Genomic DNA, 23331 nt, shown 5'->3' on the forward strand with positions numbered 1-23331 from the left:
CTGCCTGCTGCGCAGGCAGGGTGACGGTCCGTCCGCTGCGCTCCCGGACCGGTGGGACTCCGTCCCACTACCAGGCTTTCGCTTCGCTCCAGCCTGGGTCGGCGAGTCCGCTGCGCTCCCTCGCCCAACGGTCCTTCCGGCTGCGCCTCCAGAACCGTTGGGGCCCGCTGACGCGGGCCAGGCTGGCTACTAGGGGTGGGGGTCGCTCGTTCGTGTGGGTTCCAGTGTAGCGGGTGCCTCATGCTGATGCAGCATGTACCGTTGGCGGAAACACGGAACACCCCCCAACCACCAGGAACCCTCCCTCAATTCCGATAGAAACGATCGCGGATGACTGGCTATCAACGAAACTACCGAACCAGACCCCACGATGAGCAGCGATTGTGTGCACGGGTGACGGGCTACCAGATGGCAGGCAGGCACGCCCGGTTGAGGCTGATCACCCTCCTCCAGGCCAGGGCGTGCCCGTGGCCGAGGCTGACGCCCTGGTGGCCGCTCTGGAAGCCAGTGCGGCCACCAGGGCGCAGAGCGAGGTGGTCGAGCTGGACGGGATAGCGCCGGCCTCTCCGGCGCGCGGTTCGCGGACGGCTGGGACGAAGGCGTTGCGGCGGTGAGCGAGGCCCTGGTGGGCATCGCGAACCGGGACTGGGTGCGGCATGGCGGCCGGTCGGCCGGGGCTGCTGAGCTGGCCGTACATGTCGCGGACGTCAGGCGGCGTGAACGGGCTGCTCTGGTGCGGCTGGAGGCGTTCGTCCGGGAGACCGTGCTGCCGCGTACGCACCCGGACACCACGGCGCGGCAGCGGGTGCTGGAGGCGGGTGACGTCATCCTCTGCACGCGCGAGGTCGGGCATTACGGCCCGGGCGACCTGCCGGGGTTCAAGCGCGGGAAGTCGGACGGGACGCCCGGCGGATGGCATCTCGCGGGCAGGGGGGTCTGGAGCGACGCCGGAGCGGCCTGCACACCGCACGCGGCCGTCTGAAAACTACAGGAATTACACATCGAGGAGGCAAAGAAATGTCGGCAATTCCGCTCAAGGAACACCAGGTCGACCAGAAGGCAGCGTTCCGTAAATGGGTGGGATTCCCTGCAAGATCACCTGTGCCCCCCGAGGGGGCACGTGCCATGGGGGTGTCCGCCACCGGGTCCGGGAAGACGATCACGGCTGCCGCGGGCGCTCTGGAGTGCTTCCCGGACGGGCGGATCCTCGTCATGGTGCCCACCTTGGATCTGATCGTGCAGAGCGCGCAGTCCTGGCGCCGGGTCGGGCACCGCGCGCCCATGGTCGCGGTCTGCTCGGTGGACAAGGACGAGGTCTTGGAGCAGCTCGGAGTGCGTACCACGACCAACCCGATCCAGCTCGCGCTGTGGGCGGGGTCCGGGCCGGTGGTCGTGTTCGCCACGTACGCCTCCCTGGTGGACCGCGAGGACCCGGAGGACCCGTCGGGCCGACGTACGGCGCGCGGGCCGCTGGAGGCCGCGCTGGCGGGCGGGGAGCGGCTGTACGGCCAGCGGATGGCCCCGTTCGACCTGGCGATTCTGGATGAGGCGCACATGACGGCCGGGGACATGGGCCGGCCGTGGGCGGCGATCCACGACAACGCCCGCATCCCCATCGACTTCCGGCTCTACCTGACCGCTACCCCGCGGATCCTTGCCGCGCCCAGCCCGCAGCGCGGCCGGGACGGACGGGAGCTGGTGATCGCGTCGATGGAGGACGACAGCGCCACCTACGGCACCAGGATTTTCGATCTCGGGCTGGCGGAGGCGGTGGAACGCTCGATCCTCGCCGGGTTCGAGATCGATGTACTGGAGATCCGCGACCCCGACCCGATCCTGGGACTATCGCAGGACGCGCTGCGCGGCCGGCGCCTGGCGCTGCTCCAGGCCGCGCTGCTGGAGCACGCGGCGCGGATGAACCTGCACACCGTCATGACCTTCCACCAGAGGGTCGAGGAAGCCCGCGCCTTCGCCGAGCAGATGCCGGCGACCGCCGCGGAGCTGTACGTCACCGAAGCTTCAGACGCTGCTCTGGCCGACGCGGAGGAACTGCCCGCCTCCTCCATCGAGGCCGAGCTGTACGAGCTGGAGGACGGCCGGCACGTGCCCGCGGAGCGGGTGTGGGCCGACTGGCTGTGCGGCGACCACCCCATCGCCCACCGGCGCGAGGTGATCCAACGGTTCGCCAACGGCATAAACGCCGACAACCGGCGCGTCCACCGGGCGTTCCTCGCCTCGGTACGGGCCCTCGGGGTCGGTGTCGACATCACCGGACTGCGCGGGGTGGAGGCGGTGTGCATCGTCGGCTCGCGCAGCTCCCAGGTCGACGTGGTGCAGAACATCGGGCGGGCGCTGCGTCCGAATCCGGACGGCACGGTGAAGACGGCGCGGATCATCATCCCGGTCTTCCTGCAGCCCGGGGAGGACCCCAAGGACATGGTCGCCTCGGCCGGCTACCAGCCTCTGGTCGACATCCTCCAGGCGCTGCGCTCGCACTCGGAGCGCATGGTCGACCAGCTCGCCTCCCGCGCCCTGACCCGCGGCACCGGGCGCCGACGCCTCCACGTCCGCCCCGCCCCCGCAGCGGGAACCGACGGCGGTGACGGTGAGGAGACGAGCGAGGCGCAGCAGGAGGTCGACCGCGTCACCTCGATCGTGATCAACTTTGCCGAACCCCGCGACGCCGCCGACATCGCTGCCCTGACCCGCTGCCGCGTCATCCGCCCCCAGTCCCTGGTCTGGCTCGAGGGCTACCAGGCCCTCATCCGGTGGCGGAAGGAAAACGAGATCACCGGCCTGTACGCCGTCCCCTACGACACCGAGACCGCCGTCGGCGCGACAACGGATTTTCCCCTGGGGCGGTGGGTGCACCAGCAACGCAAGGCGCTGCGCGCCGGAGAACTCGACCCCCACCGCAAAGAGCTCCTCGACGAGGCCGGGATGGTCTGGGAGCCCGGCGACGAAACGTGGGAGAACAAACTCGCCGCGCTGCGCTCCTACCGGCGCGCCACCGGGCACCTCGCACCCCGCCAAAACGCTGTTTGGGACGACCCCGCCGGTGGCGGAACCGTGGCCGTCGGCCAGCACATGGCCAACCTGCGCCGGAAAGGCGGCCTGGGCAAGGACCCGGAACGGGCCGCCACACGCGCAAAGCAGCTGGCCGCGATCGACCCGGACTGGAACTGCCCCTGGCCACTGGACTGGCAACGCCACTACCGCGTCCTCGCCGACCTCGCCGCCGATGAACCCGATGGCGTCCTGCCCGACATCGCCCCCGGCGTGCTCATGGACGGCGATGACATCGGACGGTGGCTCCAGCAGCAGCGCAAGCCAGGCAGCTGGACGCAGCTGTCGACCGAGCAGCAGGAGCGGCTGTCCAAGCTGGGCATCAAGCCATTTGAAGCGCCGTCTCCTGTTCCGGCGACCACGCGTTCAACGAAGGGTCCGAGTAGGGCGCAGCAGGCATTCCAGCGTGGCCTGACAGCCCTCACACAGTGGGTGGAGCGGGAAGGTCGGCGGCCGGTCCCGAGGACTCACGGGGAGGAGATCGCCGTGGACGGCGAGACGGAGCCAGTAATCGTGAAACTCGGTGTGTGGGTCTCGAACACCAAATCGAGGCGAGACAAACTCAGCGCCGAACAGCTCGACGCACTACGGGAGCTGGGCATGGAATGGGCATGACCGCCGTGGATGGTATGTCGTTCAGCGGGCCGTGTTTTCGGTGCGGATCATCCGGCGCAGGCTGGTGCGGGCAGCAGTCAGGTCTTCTTCAAGGGCAGTGATGCGGGCGCGGAGCGTGGCGTTCTCCGAGGCGGCTTCCTCCAGCTGGCGGGTGAGGTCCTGGTTCAGGGCGTTCAGGTCTGCTCTGGCTGCTGCGTCGGAGGCGTGGATGGCATCGAGTTGCTGGCCGAGTTGGCGGCGCAGGACTGCCTGAAGCCGGTCGCGTTCGTCGCGGAGTTCTTTGATTTCTTGCCGGGCGATTTCGAGTTCGGAGCGCAGGCTGAGGTGGGAGGGCGGGCTTGCCGTGGCAGATGGCGGGGTGCTGTGGGCTTGGCGTAGTTGGGCTGCCTCGATGTGCTCGCGTACACCGGGGGCATAGGTGAGCCAGGTGGAGACTCGGGCGGCGCGGGCGACTGCGGCGAATGTGAGCGGCTTTCCTTGTTTCTCGAGTGTGGCGAGGACGGCGAGGACACGGGCTCGTTTGTCGAGGCTGTGGCGGCGTCTGGCTTCGGCGAGGGGGGCCGGGTTGCCGCGGGGATTCATCGCGGGTCTTTCGGTCGGGCGGTGGTGAGGGGCAGGAGGGTGTGGTTGTGGCCTGCTCGTGCTTTGCGCAGCACGGTGCTGGCTTCTTCGATCTGGGCGCGTTCGGAGGCGGGGAGGGATGCCAGGCGTGTGTTCATGCGGTCGATGACGCGCTGGTAGGCGGTGATCTGTGCGGTGAGGGCGGTGGTGACGAACTCGGCTGCGCCCATGGCGAGTGCGGTTTCGCGGTCTGCTCGTAGTTCGTTGATGTGCTGCTCGATGGCGGGCAGGTAGGAGGGGTCGGGGCGGTAGAAGCCGCAGCCGGCGCATTGGAAGCGGATGGGGCAGGCCTGGCCGCCGGCTTTGACGTTCGACGGCTCGGTGCAGCCGCCGTAGGGAACGGCGACGGAGCGCATCTCGTAGGCCGTGCTCGAGCTGGGGCTGGGGTGGCCATGCTGGTCGAGGACATGTGCGCTGAGTTTGGCCACGGCTTCGCTTTTCCGTTTGAGGGAGACGGTGTAGTAGCGCTGGGTCATGGCGATGGATTTGTGGTCCATCAGCTCGCGCAGCACGTCGACGGGGGTGCCAGCGTCTGCGTGGCGCTGTGCGTAGGAGTGGCGGAAGGCGTAGGGGTAGATCAGGGACCGGTCGAAGAGCAGTCGTTGTCCTTTGGAGTCGGTGCCCTCGGCGTGGAGCGGTGGTAGGGCGTCTACCCAGAGCCTGAGGGCGTCGCTGAGGTAGGTGCTGGAGATGTAGGGGGCGTCGCTCAGGGCGGTAAGGGACGGAAAGAGGTATCGGTCTCCCTTGGCGGGGAGGTGCAGCTGGTCGCGGCAGTCTTGCCAGGTTCGGATGGCCTCGGCGGTGGATGTTGTGATCGGCAGACGTCGGCGGTGGCGTTTCCGCTTGTGGTTGTCCCAGATCAGGGTGGGCTGGCCGTTGTGGATTTCCAGGCAGTCACGGGCCAGGGAGACGATCTCGAGCGGGCGGCGCCCGGTGTCGCGCAGGACGATGTACATCGTGCGGTACAGCAACTGCCGGGCGTTGGGAGCGATATCGCGGCAGCCGTAGGTGTTTCCGGTGCCCAGGGTGTCGAGGTGGGCGTCCAGTTGCCGGATGACGGATTCGGGGATGGCCTTGCCGATGAAGTCCTCATTGGGTTCTTCCACGGAGATGACGTGCTCGACGGGCACGCGGGTGAAGGTGCCGGCAAGGTCATCGAGGGTGCCGCAGCGGCGGCCGTAGGCGATGAGCTGGAAGAACATTCCCAGCAGGCTGCGTCGGAAGGAGGAGGAGTAGGGGGTTCCGTCTCGTTTGCGTGCGCTGCGGAAAGCGTCGACGGCCAAGGTGGCATCGGCGAACGTCAGGGCGGCGGGATCGTCGCCGGCGTCGGCGCGCTGGGCGAGAGCCGTGGAGGCGATTGTCGTCGCGTGGAAAGTGCGCTTGAAGTCTTCCGTGGTGGGTCGGGCGGTGGTCACCCAATGACGCAGCGCCTGGCGCAACCAGGGCTGGCGGACTGTGCGGAGATCGACGCGGCCGGGCAGATGCCGGCGCTTGCCGGAGGCGCTGTGGCGCAGCCCGAGGACGCGCAGATCGATGACGTCCTGGTCGATGAGGGTGATCCCGGAGAACTCGCTGTATCCGGCGCGGGCGGCGGACTGCAGGTTCTCCAATGTGCGGACGGCAGCCTGGTGCGGCTTGGTGAGCCGGGCCGTGTTGGTAACGTCCAGAAGGGTGTCGGCCGTGGTGAGGTGGCTGATCACGCCGCGGATCCAGTGCGGTTCCAGGGCGCGTACCCACTGGTCCATCTGTTGCACGGCGTAGAGCGCTTCCCAACGCAGCAGTTGGGGCAATGGGGCGAGGTGGAACTGATGCGCTAGCAGATACAGAGGCTGGTGCGGTGCCCACTGGGCGGCAGGCATGGGGTTGGTGCTGGAGCGGCATTCCGCTCTCCAGGCGCGCCAGTGGTAGTTGCACAGCCCACTGGAGTTCATCGCCCAGCCGGAGCAGTGGGTCACCATGCAGTCCGGGTTTTCGGTGAACGGTGTTGCCCGGCTGCGAAGCCACCGCTCGAGCGTGCCTCTGGACTTGTGGTACTTCCATGATCCGTGGTGGGCGGCGCACAGGCCTCCCGATACCTGAGGGCGTACGCACCGCACGCCGTCCCGGGTGAGCGTGCACGGCCCGATGACCGTCAACGGCAGGGATCTGGAACGGGCGGGGGTGAAAGTGGCGGCGAACTCTTCCCGCGGCAGGCCGCTCTTTCTGCGCTGGTCCGAGCAGTAGGTACAGAACGTCTCCTGAGCGCGCACGATCACGTCGCAGCGGCGGGTGCGGCACCGGGAGGACGAGGTGCGCGGGTTGTCGAGGTCTCCGGTGAACAGCCATCTGGCGCTGTCCCACTCCCCCGGCCGCCACGCGGGATCGATGTGGGAACGCAGCCACGTCTCCCACGACTTCTTCGTGGCCCTCGTCGGCGCCTGCAGTGCAGTCACGGGCGCGGTAGCGGTACTCACTGGTTCTCCCGCCATGCCTGTGCCCGGTCGACAGCCGCCCGGGTCTCGGACTCATCGACGTGGCGGTAGCGGTCCATGGACAGCGGCGAGGCATGACCCAGCAGCTTTTGCACCACGTCCCGGTCCACTCCCTCACGCAGCCAGTGGGTGGCCGCGGAGTGGCGCAGCATGTGCGGGCGAGCCGGGTGCCCGGCGCGGCGGGCCAGACGGTCGAAGACGCTCTTGGCGTTCGGGTAGGTCATGGCCCGCCCCAGCGGGGGCCAGAAAAGGTTCACGAACACCATGCCTGTCTCGGCCGCGGCGGCCACCCGGTTCCGTTCGTGCTGGTAGTCGGTGTAGAAGGCGACGATGTCGGGGGTGACGGGGAGGCATCGGGAGTGTCTGGACTTGGCAAGGGCCCGGTTCGGGTTGTCGGTGCGGCGCCGCACATGAAGGTGCGGGCCCTCCACCGGGCAACCCAGCGAGCGTGACGAGGCCAGGAAGTGCAGATCCTCCTGGCGCAAGCCCAGGGCCTCTCCGATCCGCAGGCCGGTCGCAGCGAGCAGCGCGATGAGGAAACGGTCCCGCGCCCGGGGCGTATCCGCGATCATGCGGCGAATCTGCTGCGGGGACAGGTCCTCGTAGCCGGGCTCGCTGACCTGGAAACGAAAAGCCGACACCTGGACCTGGCGCCACTGGCCGCGCTCGCCGGCGTCGTACCCGGCCGGCAAGAACCGCAGCAACTTCGGCTCCGACAGCAAGCCGGCCGTCTGGGCAGGAACCCAGCCGTGGAGCGCGCCGAAGCGCAGGAAGTCCGTGACCGCCGTCATCACCGCGTTCGCCGTACCCTGCGAGCGGTATCGGGGCGCAGCCGTGGCCGGGCAGCGGCGGCTGCGGGCCGGCAGCGGCGTGGTGACCAGCCACTGCTGCAGCCCGGACAACTCCATGAAACTCGGACACCACCACTCGATACGGCGCTGGCTGCAGTAGTTCAGATAGAGGGCGAGACGGCCCGCGTATGCCCGTTCCGTGTTCGGCGAGCGGCCCTTGCTACGCAACCCCGCCAGAAACGCACACGCCTCCACATGCAAGTCGTAGGTCCGTGCGTCGGCCACCACCCACCGCTCCACACCGGTCACCGGAGAGATCGAACGCTCAGCTACATAGCTCTGCTCCACCCACCAAACACAACCAAGCCCCGTCGGGCACCGAGGCACGGACCGTCAGACGGCCACACGACCAGGTGGGAACCACACCGAACACACCACACAACCCGTGCACCTATGGATAATCCCTGTCCTGTAGTCGACGCTCTGACACCTGGCCGCGCTCAAGCGCCGAGGAGTAACGGCGCCCGCCACGGTCGGGCGCCATGCTCTCGCCTGCAGGTAGTGGGACAAAGCATCCTCGGTTCACAGCGCCGCGAGGACGAAGGTCAGCAGCGCTAGGGACAGGGTGGCACTGCCCGCGAAGGCCACGGCACCGCGCAGCAGGGCGGTGGCGTAGGTGGCTCCGTCGATACGAGCGAGCAGACCGGCCGCTGCTCCTACGAGCGTGCAGAAGAGACCGACGACGGCCAGAAGCAGAGCCAGCAGGATCAGGTGAATGGATGAGGTGTTCATGCCTTCCTCCCAGGACAACCGACAACGGGGACGTCGGCGAATTTCGCGGTTCTGGTGTTCACCGGGGTTCAGGGCGAACGAAGATGAACGAAGACGGTCGCCTGGGAGACGGAGAAGCAGGACATGGGGGACGTGTACGAGGATCCGCTGGCGGAACTCGCGCTACGGTTACGCACCCTCAGGGCGCAGCGGAGTCTGCAGATGGGTGGGTTGCAGCAGCGGACCGGGCTGGGGCGGACAACGATCAGCCAGGCGCTGAACGGCCAAGTGGTGCCCTCCGAGACCACGCTGGTGGCCCTGGCGAAGGCGCTGGGCACGGATGTGGGCCCGCTGCTGGCCCTTCGCGAAGCCGCTGCCCGCGTACCGCAGGTGTACCAGGGCTCTCCAAGGAGAGTCACCCGCAGGCCGGTGCGGCCCAGAGTGCAACCTTCCTTCGTGGAGCGGTACCTCAGCTACGTGACGGAACGGCATTCCCATCTGACCGTCGTAGGGCTGGACCTGAGTCGGCCGGAACGTGCGCGCTGGCCGCTGGACGCGGCGTACTTAAGCTTGGAACTGGCGGAGCGGCCGGAAGACTGGCCTGCAGGCAGTGAGGAATCGAACCGGCCATCCGTCGTGGTGAAGCGTGCCGAGCACGCGTTGGCCGACTGCCGACGCGTTCTTCTGCGAGGGCTCGCTGGCAGCGGAAAGACAACGCTGCTGCAGTGGCTGGCTGTCGCCACGGCGCGCGATGAACTGCCGGCAGAACTGGCGGACTGGCGGGGGCGGATTCCGTTCATCCTGCCGCTGCGGACGCTGGTGAGGCGTGGACCCCTTCCGGAGCCACAGGATTTCCTCTCTGCGGTCGGCGCTCCTTTGGCCGCCTCGCAGCCTGAGGGCTGGGCCGATGCCGTACTCGCCAGGGGGGAGGCACTCGTCCTGGTCGATGGCATCGACGAGGTTCCTCAAGAGCACCGAGGCGCCACGCGGGACTGGCTCGAGCGGCTCTTGGCGGCCTACGGGGACGCACGCTTCGTGGTCACCACACGTCCGTCAGCTGTACCGGAAGGCTGGCTGACTTCGTCGCGCTTCACCGAACTGTCAGTACGGCCCATGAATACCGCTGACATTGGAGTCTTCGTCGGGCGGTGGCATACCGCCGCCCGGCACAGTGCAGCGACCGACGCCGAACGGTCACAGCTGCATGATCTCGAAGCAGCACTCCGGGTGACAGTGCGTGCTCAGCGTGACCTGGCGCAGTTGTCCAGCACCCCCCTGATGTGCGCGTTGATCTGCGCGCTGCACCGGGACCGCCGCGGTCACCTACCCCACAGCCGCATGGAGTTGTATGAGGCAGCACTGTCGATGCTGCTGGTGCGCCGCGACCTTGAACGCAGCATCGATGTCCCGGAAGGCATTCAGCTCACCGAACACCAGAGCGTCCAGCTACTGCAGCGTCTGGCCTACTGGCTCATCCGCAACCGCCAGACAGAGATGGAACGGACCACCGCGACGGCCCTGGTCGACAACGCCCTGCCGGCGATGCAGGCCGTGGCCGAGCAGGGCACAGCCGACCAAGTCCTGACCCACCTGGTCGGCCGCAGCGGGCTCCTACGCCAGCCCACCGCGGACACCATCGACTTCGTCCACCGCACCTTCCAGGACTACCTCGGGGCCAAAGCCGCCATCGAAGCCCACGACTTTCCCCTGCTGGTCAACAATGCACACGACGACCAGTGGGAGGACGTCATACGCATGGCCGTCGCCCACGCCCGCCCAGCCGAAAGCGCTGATCTACTCCGCCGCCTCGTCGACCGCGGTGATGCCGAGGGCGAACACAGAGGCAGACTCCACCTCCTGGCAGCCGCCAGCCTGCAGTACGCCACCGAAATCGAACCCGAGATCCGCAGACTGGTCGAACAACGTGCGCGTGTCCTGATGCCTCCCCGCTCCCCGGAAGAGGCGGAGGAACTTGCCGGACTCGGGCCGGGGATCCTGGATCTGCTACCGGGGCCGGAAGGCCTGGAAGCTGATGAAGTGGGCCCCGTGATCAAGACTGCTGCTGCCATCGGCGGCGACCATGCATACGCCTTCCTCTGTCGCTTCGCGCAGTCGCTGCCTCCCGACTCAGTACCCTACGACCTAGTCGAGGGCTGGGAACACTTCAGCGCTGACGACTACGCCCGCGACATCCTGCTCTCCTTCCATGACCGGAACCGTCTCACTCTGACGGTACACACTCATGATCAGCGCAAAGCACTTCGGCTACTGAAACCCATCACCAACGTTACCTTTCGGGGAACCTTCACGGCAGACGAAATAATCGAACACCTCTCACCCGAGCACACCCACGCACTGCGGATCTACGAGGGCCAACGGCTCACGGAATTAAAATTCCTTCGCAAACTCTCCGCTTTGACAGAACTTGCCCTCTCAGACTGCACCGAGCTCACGCACATTGAAGACCTTGCAGGGCTCTCACTGTCAGACTTGAGTCTTTTGCACTTACCGGCTGACTTCTCCTTCAACGCACTGAATTCTCTGCCCGGCCTCACCGATCTTTCTCTCTACACCCGCCTACCCTGGGAGAGCCTGGTGGGTCTGCCCGCACCGGAGAGCCTCACCTCGCTCTACCTGGGTGGTTGGATCGGCACACGTCTGACCGGCATCTCCAGGTGGCAGCAACTGCAAGACCTGGTGATCAACACTGCCCCTGACAACGGGGAGTGGCAAGAAATCGCGACACTCACCCATCTGGAGGAACTATGCATATCGCAGTACGACCTTAATCACGCCGTTCCCATGCTCAGCATTACCTACCTCCGACTTCTTCCGGAGTCCGACCCACAACTAGACCTGGTGCCGGACCTCTTCCCCAACCTCGAACGCTTCTTCATCAACTGCCGAGCAGCGCAGTCCGACACTATCGACATCGCCCCCCTGAGCCGGATCAAGAGACTCCAGATCTCCATCAGCTACGCAAGCAACGTCACCGGCCTCGAGCTATTCCCCCCGGACACAGTCAAGCTGTACCCGCGACCACGAACAACAGACACCTGATTCGCCTCTCGGGTCGTAATCCTCAAACCGCTCGAGCGATGGGAGCTCCCTGCCCGCTGCCCCCGTCAGGCATGCTTCCCGGCATCCAGAACAAACGTCACTCACGATCTCCTCGCCTCTAGATAATGGACATCACCGGCGAACGGGGCGTGGAGGCCGTATGCTTCGCGGACACCCGCGGCTCGCAGGTGGAGATCGTGCAGAACATCGGCCGGGCGCTGAGGCTCAACAAGGACGGCTCCACGAAGGTCGCGCGGATCATCGTGCCGGTGTTCCTGGAGTCCGGCGAGGACCCGACCGACATGGTCGCCTCCGCCTCGTTCCGCCCCCTCGTAGCCGTTTTGCAGGGCCTGCGCTCGCATGATGAACGACTCGTCGAGCAGCTCGCCTCCCGCGCACTGTCCCGGGGCAAGCACGAGCGCAAGGTGCACGTTCAGCGCGATGAAGAGGGGCGGATCGTCGGGGCCGGCGGCGAGGTGGGCGAGGACCAGGAGCAGGACGACACGCAGGCCGCCGCTGATTCGGCCCTGCTCCACTTCTCCTCTCCCCGGGATCCGGGCACGATCGCCGCGTTCCTGCGCACCCGGGTCTACCGGCCGGAGTCTCTGGTGTGGCTGGAGGGCTACCAGGCCCTCATCCGCTGGCGGAAGGAGAACGAGATCACCGGCCTCTACGCCGTTCCCTACGACACAGAGGTCGAAGTCGGCATGACACAGTCGTTTCCGCTTGGGAGGTGGGTGCACCAGCAGCGGAAAGCACTGCGGGCCGGGGAGCTAGAGCCACGGCGCAAGGAGCTGCTGGACGCGCCCGAGGCCGGGATGGTGTGGGAGCCCGGCAAAGAGGCGTGGGAGGCGAAGCTCGCCACACTGCGGTCTTACCGGCAAGCCACGGGGCACCTCGCTCCGCGCCAGGATGCGGTCTGGGACGATCCCGCCGACGGGAAGCCCGTACCGATCGGACAGCACATGGCCAACCTCCGCCGCAAAGGCGGCCTCGGCAAAGACCCGCAGCGGGCTGCGGAGCGCGCGAAGCAGCTGACGGCGATCGACCCGGACTGGAACTGCCCATGGCCACTCGACTGGCAACGCCACTACCGTATCCTCGCCGACCTCGCCGCCGACGAACCCCACGGCGCCCTGCCCGAAATCCAGCCCGGCGTGACCTTCGAGGGCGACGACCTCGGGCGGTGGCTCCAGCGTCAGGCGAATTTCTGGGTGGAGCTGTCGGAAGAACAGCAGGAGCGGCTGTCCAGGCTGGGTGTGAAGCCCGCTGAACATCCCACCCCAGTCCCGGCCGCCAAGAACGGCAAGACCTCAGGGAAGGCGTCAGCGGCCTTCCAACGCGGCGTGACGGCCCTCGCCCAGTGGAGCGAGCGGGAAGGCGCGGGCAGGCCGGTTCCACGCGCGCACAGCGAAGAAATTGTCGTCGACGACGAGGCAGAACCGGTGGCCGTGAAGCTGGGCGTGTGCATCTCCAACACCAAGGCCCGCCGCGACAAACTCACCCAGGAGCAGCGCGCTGCCCTCGCGGAGCTGGGAGTCGAGTGGGCATAACCGCCTGTGCTTGCGGGCGCCCAGGCCGCTCAAGTTTGGGCCGTAACCGGATGGGGTCCGCAGGCGGTTACGGGGAAAAGGGCTAGCGGACGGGGGCGGAATGAGCGGCCAGAATCGGGAGCCAGCAGCGGCTGGGACGATTGTGCCGCCGAGCGGTGTGCTGCGCGTGGGGCCGCTGCAGGGGGAAATGACGCAGTCGTTCCTGATCCGGCTGGCGGCGTGCTACGGCATGGCGTTCAGGGACCTGCTGACGGCGATCCTTGATGTGGGCGGACTGCCGAACGTGATGGGCAGGGCGCGGCCGGACAGTGAGATCTATCTGAACCAGGAAGCACGGGACCGGGTAGCGCAACTGTGCCGCGTCCCGCAGGACCACCTCCTGCAGGCGTTGCCCGCCTGGGCGCAGGAGGAGCCTCGTCGGCGTTTCGCCAAAGGGCCGGCAGCGCAGTTTCACCACACCGCGGAGAAGGTGCGGCGCTGGGGACCAGCCTGCCCTGCGTGCACGGCGCGACGTACCGGGAGGAGGGAGGCTGCTCGCCTGTATCTGGGACCTGAGCAGCGAGTGTGCCTGCCTCATCACCGGTGGCTTATGCAGATCCCGGGCACGGTCGGCCGAGTAGTGAACCTGGCCGGGAGCGGGCAGGTGCTGGAAGCCCGGCACCATCACGTGCGGCTGCTGTGCCGTTCCGCGCGGGCAGCGGATGCTTTTGAGGTGGCGCAGGCAGTGACCGCGTCGTGGTGGTGGCAGACATGGCCGCGGGAGCATGTGTGGCCGGCGCGGCTACGGAGCCTGGACAGTGACGGCTTGGACCAGGACGCGTGGCAGGTCGTGGCGCGGGAGCTGGTGACCTATCCGGAGACCGTTGCCCTGGCCGCGCTGCTGGCCGGTGACGACTTCCGGCGCCGTGTGGTGGCCGAGGCACAGGGCCATGTTCCCTTTCGCCTGGCTGATCTACCGACGCTCTTGAGGGCTGTTGCGGACTGTGTACAGCGGCCCTGGTACGTGGAACAGCTGGCGCAGGAGACGTCGGGCCCTCTCTTCGCGTGGGCGTATCAGTGCGTGCGGGCGCAGGGCGGGACAAACGCTGAGGGCCAGGAGATGTGGATGGTGGCTCCGGCGCACCGTCAGCGCCCTCTGGCGGACGAACTCGCGGTACGGGCGCGCGTGGGGACCGGCGGCCAGTGTGCGGAGGGCAAGCGGCGGCGCGGACACAGTCGGCAGGCAGACGAAGCCTTCGCAGCCGGCCTGGCGCATGCCAGCCGCTACGTGCGCGAACACGGCAATCTCGCGATCCCGAAGGACACCGTGGTCGATTCCTATCGGCTTGGGGAATGGCTGGGCAACGTCCAGACCAGGGCCTGGGCAATGGCGCCGGACCGTGCGCAGGCACTGGCCGCCTTGGACCCGTGGTGGAATGTCCCCTGGTCGGTGCAGTGGCAGCGCTCGTACTACCGGGCGCGCGATCACGCCGCGGTTGCCGGTCCGCCCGATGCAGCCGGAGGATTTCCCGGCACGCAGATACTCAACGGTGAGTGGCTGTATCTGCAGTGCACCCACTACAGCACTCTCCACCCTGAACAGCAGCGTCTGCTGGCCGACATCGGCATCACGGCCGAGGCGGCCCGCGCCGCTCTGCCGCGGCGGGTCCCCATCCAGGCCAGCTTCGAGAGGGGGCTGATGCACGCCAGGACCTATGCCGCCGAGTACGGTCACTTGGCCACCGCGGACAAGGACACGATGCACCAGGGATATCGGCTGGGATCGTGGCTCGCACGCCAGCGCCGCAGGGCGCGCCAGAGCCCGGAGCCCACGGAGCGCTCCCGCGCACTGGACGCCATCGATCCCTGATGGAACCCACCCTGGAGGCCAGCCTGGCAGCGCACCTACGTGCAGGTTCAGCGGCTGGTGGAGAGCAGGGGCAGGCTCGATGCGGGGGACGGATTTCCCGAAGTCGAAGCGGAACTCGCCCTGTGGCTGTCGCGACAATGCGCAGCTTATCGGCGTCTGGACCCCGGCCAGCAGCGCCTGCTGGCCGACATCGGCATCACGGCCGAGGAAGCCGCGAACGTGCGGGGCGGGACCAGGGCGTCCCAGGCTGTGAACGAGCAGGTTGCTGCCGCCGGTCTGTGGGCGTTGGACGGCATGGCCAGCGCTCGTTCCTTCGCCACGGCACACGGGCACCTGGCAGTGCCCTCGGAGTACGTGCACGACGGATTTGCCCTGGGCCGCTGGCTGGTGGAGCAGCGCCGCCAGGACCGCCGACACGCTCAAACCACCGGAGGCGCGTGGCCGCGTGGCGGGCTGCTGGCCGAACTCGATCCCTGGTGGAACCCGCCGTGGCCTTATCCCTGGCAGCGGTGCTACCAGCAGGCCCGTAAGCGATGGCAGAAGGGACAGCTGAAGGTGCCCGGCCCGCATCACGGCGGGGACGAGGACGAGGTGACAGTGTGGCTGCGCCGTCAGTGCGCCCGGCACGACGTACTGCAACCCGAGCAGCAGAACCTCCTCGCGGACATCGGCATCACCTCTGCTGTCGCCCGCGCAGTGACCGACGCCGGCCAAAACCCCGCCTGCGTAGACACAGGGCTCGCCCACGCACGGAGCTATGCCGCCGAACACGGGCACCTGGCCATGGCCGAACGGACCCGCCACCACGGCTTCGCTCTGGGGCGCTGGCTCCTACGCCAACGACACCGCGTCGCTGACGGGCGCACCGACCCCGCCCGGATCGCCGCGCTGAACGCCCTCGACCCACACTGGAACCCACCCTGGCCCCTGGCCTGGCAGCGCGCCTACCACCGGGCACGCACCGCCACGACCAGCGGAAACCTGACCGCGGCCCAAGGCCGCTGGATCACCACCCAGACACAGCTGTGGGACAGCCTCCACCCCACCCAGCAAGAACTCCTGGCCGGCCTCGGCGCCGCGCCCGCCACCGAACCCGTGCCGACTCCTACGACGACACGCCGCTACCCACCGGGCGAAGGCCTCCCCCACGCCCGCTCCTACGCCGCCGAACACGGGCACCTCGCCGTGTCCAAACACACCCGCCGCCACGGCTTCGCTCTGGGGCGCTGGCTCATCCAGCAGCGACGCAAAGCCCGCGCAGGCCTCCTGTCCGCCCGCACCCTGCAAGAACTCACCCTCCTCGACCCCTGGTGGAACCCGCCCTGGCCCTTCGCCTGGCAACGCAAATACCACCAACACCGCACCCTCCACGCCACAGGCCAGCCCCTCCCGCCCGAACTACAGCGCTGGGCCCGCAAACAGACCACCCTCTATCCGCAACTCCACCCCCACCAGCAGGCGCTCCTGAGCACCGTCGATATCCGCCCTGATGCCCCAGCCGACGAGGCTCCTTGCGTGGAGTGTGACGGTAAGACTTCCGAGAGTGATCACATAGAGTTATTCTTTCCTCCTTGCAGGTGAGGGGGGTATGTGCGGTACGAGCAGCGTGCCTACGCGCGCGTTGCATTCCTGGAACTCATGGCGGAGTTGTACGAGAATGAGTTCGAGGACTTCTTCCACCGGCTCATGTGCTCGAGGTACTCAGACTTCCTGGATGTTCGCACTGCGGGCAGTCTGGGCGATATGTCGGCAGATGGTCTTACCCTGCACTCCCGCAAGCTGTACGCCTGCTATGCCCCGCAGACGGTGAAGCCGAGCAAGATCCGCAAGAAGTTCGACGGTGACCTGACCGGTGCGCTCGCCAAACGCAGTGGGCAGTTCGACACGTTCGTGTTTGTGCATAACGATCGACGCGGCGTTCACCCCGAAGTGACAACAATGCTGTCCGAGGCCTCCGCCAGCAGGCCGGACCTGCACTTTGAGCAGATGGGTAGCCGACGCTTGTGGCACGAGTGCATGCAACTGGACCAAGTGACGGCGGAAGACGTCCTCCGGTGCGAGATCCCGATCAAGGAGATGACGTTCGGAATCGGGATGGATGGTCTTGAGCCTCTTCTGAAGCGGCTTCAGGAACTCCGAACCTCCTCTGACCCGCTCATGCCTCTGCCGGACGTGCGCATCGAGAAACTGGACTTCAACCGGCTCGAAGGCGAAGCACGCGAGGACCTGCTCCGCGGGATGCGGCAGGCCCACCTCGTGGACGCGTTCTACGCGGGCACTATGCGGGAGCTGGAACACGATGAGGTCGCGCGGGGCTTCCACGTGTACTACGAGCAGGTTCGCAGGCACTGGGACGATCCTGAAGACGTGCTGTGGCAGCTCCAGATGTACGTGCTGGGCAACGCACAGCCGCGGCCGAAGGTGCTGCGTGCCGCCCTCGTTGTACTCGCGCATTTCTTCGGCCGGTGCGACATTTTCGAGGCGCCTCCCACTGGCTGGCAGCCTGGGATCGGGATATCTGCATGATCACTCCGACGAAGGGCATCGCACCTGACCGGTGCCTGCTGGCCGTCGGCGCCCAGGTCCTGCTGCAGTTGGACGAACCGCGGTCGGTCAGTCAGACGTGGGCCCGGCTGAGGACATGGCGGGCCGAGCACGGCCACGCTTCGCCCGTATCGTTCGGCTGGTTCGTCCTGGCGCTGGACGTGCTCTACAGCATGGGCGCCATAGAGCTCGACCAGGACATCCTCGTTGCAAGGAGCATGCATGCTGCGCCGCTTGAGCGCTGACGACGAGCGCTTCAAAGAGGTGTCCTTCGTCGAAGGCCTGAACCTGATCGTCGCCTCCACCACCGCCTCGTCCGCAGACACTGACAGCCGCAACAGCGCCGGCAAGTCCAGCCTGATCGAGCTGATCCACTTCTTGCTCGGATCTCGAGCGACAAATACCACGCTCGCCCTGAACAAGGCGCTGCGGCACATCACGTTCAACCTTGAAATGGACTGGCCGGGGCTGAGCAGTCCGCTTGCTGTCCGCCGCAGCGGACAGCGCGCCGGATTCGTGACACTCAACGAGGACGTGACCGGGACAGATGACGGTGCCATGTTTCCCCGCACAGGTGCTGTGGAACTGCCCGTGGAGCGGTGGACACAGCTGATCGAGCGGGATCTCTTCGATCTGCGCGGTGACCACCCGGGCGTCAGCGGAAGGGTACTGCTGTCCTTCCTCGCCCGGCGCATTTCGTCGCACGGCTTCAACGAGCCGACCCGTACCTTCTCCCGCCAGTCCGCCCCGGAAGCCGCCTCCAACCTCGCCTACCTTCTGGGCCTGGACTGGCAGCTCGTCGACGAGTACAGGCAACTGGCCGCCCGCAAGGCGACACGTGTCCAGCTGAAGAAAGCGGTCGATGACCCCGTGTGGGGGCGCATCGTGGGGTCTACGGCAGACCTCAGGGGCCAGATCACGCTTGCCGAGGCGCAGGTGGAACGGCTCCGTGCACAGGTGGCAGCCTTTCAGGTCGTCCCCGAGTACGAGCGGCTCAAGGACAGAGCGGACCAGGTCAGCCGGCGCATCAAGCAACTGGCGCAGGAAGATGTGATCGACCAGCACAACCTCGAAGAGCTCCAGGCAGCCGTCACCGAGACCACCGACGTCGAAGTCGACTACCTTGAGCCTGTCTACCGCGAGCTCGGCGTCGTCCTCAACGATCAGGTCCGCCGACGGTTCGAAGATGTGAGGACGTTCCACCACTCAGTGGTCCGCAACCGCCGACGCTTCCTGGAAGAAGAGATCGCCGAACTCACAGAGCGGCTTCAGTCACGCCGCTCGGAGCGGGCACGCTTGGGCGAGGACCAAGCCCGCCTCCTTCGAGACCTTGCCGAGGGAGGAGCGCTGGAGGCTCTGACGGCCCTGCAGACAGCCCTCGGGCGTGAAGAGGCCGCTCTCCAGGCGCTGCGTCACCGCTTCGAAGCGGCGCAGACCCTCGAAGCGAGCGCCCGGCAGATCACCGCGAAGAGTGTGGAACTGCAGCAGGCCGTTGACACTGATCTCCAGGAGCGCCGCCGTCAGACCGACGAAGCCATCCTGCTGTTCTCTCACTACGCCCAGCGCCTCTACGGTGAAGGGCGCGAGGCCTACCTCGCCATCGAGGCCGGCCGCAACAGCCTGACCATCACCCCGCGCATCGACAGCGACGGCAGCCGCGGCATCAGCAATATGGTCATCTTCTGTTTCGACCTGACCCTCGCGGTGCTGGCACACCGCCACGGCCGTGGTCCCGACTTCCTCATCCACGACAGCCACCTCTACGACGGCGTCGACGACCGGCAAGTCGCCGCTGCCTGAAACTGGCCGCCGAAGTCACCGAGGAAGAGAACCTGCAGTACATCGTCACGATCAACACCGACAGCCTGAGTATGGCAGCACAGCGCGGCTTCGATCCCGAGCCCTACATCCGCAGCCCCCGCCTCACCGACGAACACGAAACCGGCGGCCTCTTCGGCTTCCGCTTCAAAACCACCGGCAAGAGATAGACGAGGTGGCCGACGCCAACAGGATTGCCCCCGACTGCAGTCCCGCACCTGGGATCTTCCGTGTCGCTCCCCTCTCCGGGGAAACGACGTCATCACTGATCTGCCGCATCGCGAGCCGCTACGGGCTGGAAGCGAAGGTGCTGCGGTCCTGCTGGCACTGGCGCAACTACCAACCCGGGCACGGTGGCGGAGGTGCGCGAGCAGATGCCGAGGTGCTGCTGAACGCAGCCGGACGGCAGCGCCTGGCAGGCCTGTGCGGCGTCAAGGAAGACGTGCTGGCGCGGGCGTTGCCGTCCTGGGCGCGGGAGGACTCCAAGCTGCCCGCCGAGGAAGACGGAGTGCCGGCGGCGGCGTGGCGGATTGGCGGCGCGGTCGCCGGGCCGGTGGCATTCGGCTGCCGCCTGTGCACGGCCCGGCGTACGGGGACGGCAGTGCGGATGGTGCGGTACGCGCCGCTCTGGTCCCGGGTGTGTTCGGCATGGGCGGTGGCTCCTGGACGCGGACGCCGACCAGCCTCTTGAGCATCTGGACGTGCGGGGTGTGCCGGAGGTGGCCGCGGCGCAGCGGCGGTGGGCCGGTGTGGCACGGCGGGCGGTGCGGGCCGGCGCGGAGCCAGAGCGCGTGTTCGCTCTGGCGCACGCGGTGGTGGCCCGGTGGTGGGAGCACGCCCTTCACTGGGAGCAGGAGACGATCTGGCCACGGCGTCTGCACCAGGTCGCGGGCGGCAACGCCGGGGATGATCTGGAGCAGTGGCGGATCGTGGGCCGGGACGCGGTCGTCTTCCCCGAGGTGGTGGCCGTCGCCGACGCGCTGCTGGACCCGGCCATGGCCCAGCTGGCGTGGGCCGACAGCGGCGCCGGACAGCCGCGGGCGCTGCCCGCCGACGGGATGTTCTGCCGCCGGCTCGGCGAGCGAGTGGACCGCCCGTGGCTGGGGCCGCTGGCCGCGACCGACTACGGCGGCCCGCTGACCTCCTGGAGGGGCAGCATCATCCGCATCTGCCGCGGGACCGGCGGACCCCCCGGATACGACAACGATCCCTGGTGGCTGCGCCAGGAAAACCAGCCCTCCACCATGGCCGGACAGCTGCGCGTGCTGGGCAAGGAGAAGAAAGCGCCGGGCTCGGGGACGATGTGGCGCTCGACCGTGCCCGCCGAGCAGCGCGCCCAGATCACCAGCCTCGTCGACGGCGCTCAGGAGCAGCTCATCCAGCTGCGCGGGGCGCAGACCGGTTCGAGTGCGGACGTGGCCCAGCATCTGCTGCGCATCCTCAGCCACAGCGCCGCCCTGCTCGAGAAGGCCCTGCAGCACACTGTCGTGGCAGCCGTGAACGCCGGGGTGCCGCCGCGGGATGTGGCCCAGTGGGCGAAGCTGTCCCCCGGCCCGTTGGCGGACGCGCTCAAGGCCTACCAGGGCGCGGGCGACGAGTAGGCGCCGGTTCGCCGGGAATTGGGCGGCCCGGGACAGGTCTTTGGGGCGCTGGTGTGGTGGCCCGGTGTTACCGCATCACGCGGCTCCACGTGATCGAAACGCCGAAACAGCTCCGGCCGGCAGCCGGGCCGGTTTGGCTGGGCCAGGTGAGCGGCAAGGGTACGGCGGCCGGGTCTGGCAGCAGACCGAGGCAGGTGGACGTGAACATCGGGGCCGGGTTCGAGGCGGTCTTCCTCGATCCCGTCGGGCGGGCGGTGCAGCAGCGGTGGGCGGACGCCGCCCTCGCGGTCGCGTTCGAAGACCTCGATCCGGTGTCGGCGTTCCCGGTGGTCCCGGGACGGCGGTGGGGGCCGGGTCTGTGGTGGTCGGCCACCACCGGGCGGCACGTGGCCGCCGGATCGAACGCCATGCGTACGCAGCTGATGGCCCTGGACCGCTACCCGCAGGTCACCGGCATGGCCGGACAACCGGTACGACTGCTGTGGCGCGACCGTCGGGGCCAGGTGCGTTCCTGGGTGCCGCAGTTGTTCGCTCGCTACGCCGACGGCACCGCTCTGCTGGCCGACTGCCCCGGCCACCCCGATAGCGGCGGCGAACGCGCCCTGAAGGCCGCGCATGCGGTGGCTGCGGCGTGCGCGGACATTGGCTGGACCTACCGGCGCCTGGCGCCGCTGGACGAAGTTCTGGCGGCGAACCTGAAATGGCTGGCCGGCTACCGCCACCCCCGCAACCAGGGCAGGCCCGGCCTGATGCCCGCAGTCCTCGAGGCCTTCTCGCGGCCGCGGCCGCTGATCGAGGGCGCCGAAGCGGCCGGCGACCCGATCGAGGTCCTCCCGGCCGTCTTCCACGCCCTGTGGCACCACACGCTGACGACAGCACTCAAGGCGCCGCTGCACGAACGGGTCATCGTCAGTCCCGGTTCCCTCCGCGAGGCCTGTGGCGCAGCGCCGGCCGAAAGCCGGCACGATGACGCCGGCGCCGGGCGTGGCGGGGAGAGCCAGGGCTGCGTCCCCGCGGCCGAGTGCCCGGCGTCAGGCGAGGGGTGCGGCGGGGCTTGCGCCTGGTGCGGGGAGGCGGTGTGAGCAGCAGCCGACTGAGCGGTCGGCCGGTGGTGGAGGTCGGGTCTCATGTTCGCTTCCGCGGATTGCGGTGGCAGGTCGTTGCCCTGGCCGGGCAGTGCGTTCACCTGGCCGGCGAGGACGGCAGTGATGAAGCGGTGCTCGCCGGGCACCTCTTCGCCGATCCAGGCTTCGCCCTCCTGGGGGCAGAGGCGCAGCAGCCTCAGGCGGTGCCGCGGTGGGGGCTGTTCGAGACGGCCCCGGCCGCGGCACGGGAGAAGGCGCTGGCCTGGCAGCGCCACGTCCGGGAAGTCGAGTGCGGGTTGCCCGGCGGGCTGGGCAGCGGCGGGCCGGTGCGGGAGCAGTACGACCCCGAGCAGCACACGCTGGCCGAACGGGAAGAGGCCAAAGCAGCAGAGCTGACAGCGCTCGGCTTCGGCCGGGTGTCCCGTACGACGGTGCAGCGCATGCGCCTGGCCTACCGCAAACAGGGCCTGTGGGGGCTCATCGACCACCGCACCACCCGTGGCCCCAGCCCCACCGGACGAGCCGACGAGCGGGTCGTCGCCGCGGTCAAGGAGGCGCTGCGCCGCCAGCGCGGCCGCTCCAAAGGCACCATCAAAGGGCTGATGCCGCTGGTCGCGCACATCCTTAAGGACCGGCACGGCGGCGCGGTGGCGATGCCGGCACAGGCCACCTTCTACCGGCTCGTCCATCAGCTCGCCGACCCCGCCGACCATCCCGCACACCCGGTGCGCACCCCGCCCATCACCGAGGACGGACGAGGGCACACGCCCACCGTCGCCCTGCGGCCCGGAGAGCAGGTGCAGATCGACACCACCCGGCTCGATGTCCTGGCCCTGTTCGACGACGGCACCCTGGGCCGGCCTGAGATGACGATCGCGGTAGACGTTGCGACGCGAGCGATCCTCGCGGCCGTGCTCTGTCCGGGCGGGACCCAGGCCGTGGACGCGGCCCTGCTGCTGGCGGAGATGGCCGTCCCCCACCCGTCGAAGCCCACCTGGCCCGACGCCCTGCGCTTCACCCACAGCCAACTGCTTCCCGGGTTCGGTTGCTGACGCTGGACGAGCGACTTCAGGACGCGGCCGCCCGCCCGGTCGTGATCCCCGAGACGATCGTCGTGGACCGGGGCAAAGTATTCCTTTCCAGGGCGTTCACTGCCGCCTGCGAGACCCTCGGCGTCAGCGTGCAGCCCGCCCCGGCCTACGCGCCCACCGCCAAGGGCATCGTCGAGCGGACCTTCGGCTCGATCAACACCCTGTTCTGCCAGCACCTGCCCGGCTACACCGGCTCCGACGTCACCCGCCGCGGGCGTGACGCCGAACGCGAGGCGTGTTTCACCGTCGCGCAGTTGCAGGACCTCCTCGACGAATGGCTCGTGCACTACCACCACCGCCCGCACCAAGGGCTGCGTCATCCCGTGCTGCCCAAGGCCGCACTGACACCGAACCAGGTGTGGGCCGCCCTCATCTCGGTCGCCGGGTACGTCTAC

General features: G+C 68.1%; 15 protein-coding genes and 3 pseudogenes. 14 read left to right on the forward strand and 4 right to left on the reverse strand.

Annotation, left to right across the window (positions count from 1 at the left end; genetic code table 11):
• Window positions 1-467 precede the first annotated feature (467 nt).
• From N6H00_RS39995 to N6H00_RS40005, 3 genes are read left to right on the forward strand one after another with little or no spacing between them, the layout of a single operon-like run.
• Window positions 468-614, forward strand: coding sequence for a hypothetical protein (locus N6H00_RS39995; protein ID WP_268977312.1), 147 nt, complete (start codon window positions 468-470; stop codon window positions 612-614).
• Window positions 611-982 (forward strand): hypothetical protein, encoded by a 372-nt coding sequence (locus tag N6H00_RS40000; protein ID WP_268977313.1) that lies wholly within the window; start codon window positions 611-613, stop codon window positions 980-982. The genes N6H00_RS39995 and N6H00_RS40000 overlap by 4 nt, the downstream gene beginning before the upstream one ends.
• A 35-nt stretch (window positions 983-1017) precedes the next feature.
• Window positions 1018-3681 (forward strand): DEAD/DEAH box helicase, encoded by a 2664-nt coding sequence (locus N6H00_RS40005; RefSeq protein ID WP_268977314.1) that lies wholly within the window; start codon window positions 1018-1020, stop codon window positions 3679-3681.
• A 21-nt stretch (window positions 3682-3702) separates the two neighbouring features.
• On the opposite strand, the gene N6H00_RS40010 is transcribed toward N6H00_RS40005, so the two are convergent.
• From N6H00_RS40010 to N6H00_RS40025, 4 genes are all read right to left on the reverse strand, one after another.
• Window positions 3703-4263, reverse strand: coding sequence for a hypothetical protein (locus N6H00_RS40010; protein WP_268977315.1), 561 nt, complete (start codon window positions 4261-4263; stop codon window positions 3703-3705).
• A complete protein-coding gene (locus tag N6H00_RS40015) occupies window positions 4260-6734 on the reverse strand; it encodes a tyrosine-type recombinase/integrase (protein WP_268977316.1) in 2475 nt (824 codons plus the stop codon). Before N6H00_RS40015 ends, N6H00_RS40010 begins: the two co-directional genes overlap by 4 nt.
• 17 nt (window positions 6735-6751) lie before the next feature.
• The gene (locus N6H00_RS40020) at window positions 6752-7852 is read right to left on the reverse strand and encodes a tyrosine-type recombinase/integrase (protein ID WP_268977317.1); all 1101 of its coding nucleotides are present in this window, start codon (window positions 7850-7852) and stop codon (window positions 6752-6754) included.
• 294 nt (window positions 7853-8146) lie between these two features.
• Window positions 8147-8356, reverse strand: coding sequence for a hypothetical protein (locus tag N6H00_RS40025; protein WP_268977319.1), 210 nt, complete (start codon window positions 8354-8356; stop codon window positions 8147-8149).
• A 123-nt stretch (window positions 8357-8479) separates the two neighbouring features.
• Here N6H00_RS40025 and N6H00_RS40030 point away from each other — a divergent pair, with 123 nt between their 5' ends.
• The 11 genes and pseudogenes from N6H00_RS40030 to N6H00_RS40075 all read left to right on the forward strand — a co-directional run.
• Window positions 8480-11395 (forward strand): NACHT domain-containing protein, encoded by a 2916-nt coding sequence (locus N6H00_RS40030; RefSeq protein ID WP_268977320.1) that lies wholly within the window; start codon window positions 8480-8482, stop codon window positions 11393-11395.
• A gap of 125 nt (window positions 11396-11520) precedes the next feature.
• Window positions 11521-12948, forward strand: a pseudogene (locus N6H00_RS40035) (Helicase associated domain protein); the annotation flags it as partial.
• Between the two features lie 100 nt (window positions 12949-13048).
• Complete coding sequence (locus N6H00_RS40040) at window positions 13049-14797, forward strand: Helicase associated domain protein (protein WP_268977321.1); 1749 nt, start codon at window positions 13049-13051, stop codon at window positions 14795-14797.
• Between the two features lie 39 nt (window positions 14798-14836).
• Complete coding sequence (locus N6H00_RS40045) at window positions 14837-16378, forward strand: Helicase associated domain protein (protein ID WP_268977322.1); 1542 nt, start codon at window positions 14837-14839, stop codon at window positions 16376-16378.
• Window positions 16379-16387: 9 nt separating this feature from the next.
• A complete protein-coding gene (locus tag N6H00_RS40050; RefSeq protein ID WP_268977323.1) occupies window positions 16388-17323 on the forward strand; it encodes an ABC-three component system protein in 936 nt (311 codons plus the stop codon).
• Entirely contained in the window at window positions 17320-17586 is a 267-nt protein-coding gene (locus N6H00_RS40055) for an ABC-three component system middle component 6 (RefSeq protein ID WP_030405088.1), read from the forward strand. Before N6H00_RS40050 ends, N6H00_RS40055 begins: the two co-directional genes overlap by 4 nt.
• A gap of 313 nt (window positions 17587-17899) precedes the next feature.
• Window positions 17900-19329 (forward strand): annotated as a pseudogene (locus N6H00_RS40060) (ABC-three component system protein).
• A gap of 5 nt (window positions 19330-19334) precedes the next feature.
• Window positions 19335-19850, forward strand: a complete 516-nt coding sequence (locus N6H00_RS40335) for a hypothetical protein (protein WP_329618489.1) — start codon at window positions 19335-19337, stop codon at window positions 19848-19850.
• 10 nt (window positions 19851-19860) lie between these two features.
• Window positions 19861-20760 (forward strand): DNA-binding protein, encoded by a 900-nt coding sequence (locus N6H00_RS40340; RefSeq protein ID WP_329618706.1) that lies wholly within the window; start codon window positions 19861-19863, stop codon window positions 20758-20760.
• Between the two features lie 200 nt (window positions 20761-20960).
• Window positions 20961-21842, forward strand: coding sequence for a TnsA-like heteromeric transposase endonuclease subunit (locus N6H00_RS40070; RefSeq protein ID WP_443073273.1), 882 nt, complete (start codon window positions 20961-20963; stop codon window positions 21840-21842).
• Between the two features lie 26 nt (window positions 21843-21868).
• A pseudogene (locus N6H00_RS40075) lies at window positions 21869-23331 on the forward strand (transposase); the annotation flags it as partial.

Origin of the sequence: Streptomyces sp. S465 (genome assembly GCF_026898115.1) — a bacterium.
GTDB classification, from domain to species: Bacteria; Actinomycetota; Actinomycetes; order Streptomycetales; family Streptomycetaceae; genus Streptomyces; species Streptomyces luomodiensis.

Bases quoted from the DNA above. Each gene is read 5' to 3' on its own strand.
- N6H00_RS40005 (WP_268977314.1), top strand. From the start codon at position 1,018: ATGTCGGCAATTCCGCTCAAGGAACACCAGGTCGACCAGAAGGCAGCG.
- N6H00_RS40010 (WP_268977315.1), bottom strand. From the start codon at position 4,263: ATGAATCCCCGCGGCAACCCGGCCCCCCTCGCCGAAGCCAGACGCCGC.
- N6H00_RS40025 (WP_268977319.1), bottom strand. From the start codon at position 8,356: ATGAACACCTCATCCATTCACCTGATCCTGCTGGCTCTGCTTCTGGCC.
- N6H00_RS40030 (WP_268977320.1), top strand. From the start codon at position 8,480: ATGGGGGACGTGTACGAGGATCCGCTGGCGGAACTCGCGCTACGGTTA.
- N6H00_RS40040 (WP_268977321.1), top strand. From the start codon at position 13,049: ATGAGCGGCCAGAATCGGGAGCCAGCAGCGGCTGGGACGATTGTGCCG.
- N6H00_RS40055 (WP_030405088.1), top strand. From the start codon at position 17,320: ATGATCACTCCGACGAAGGGCATCGCACCTGACCGGTGCCTGCTGGCC.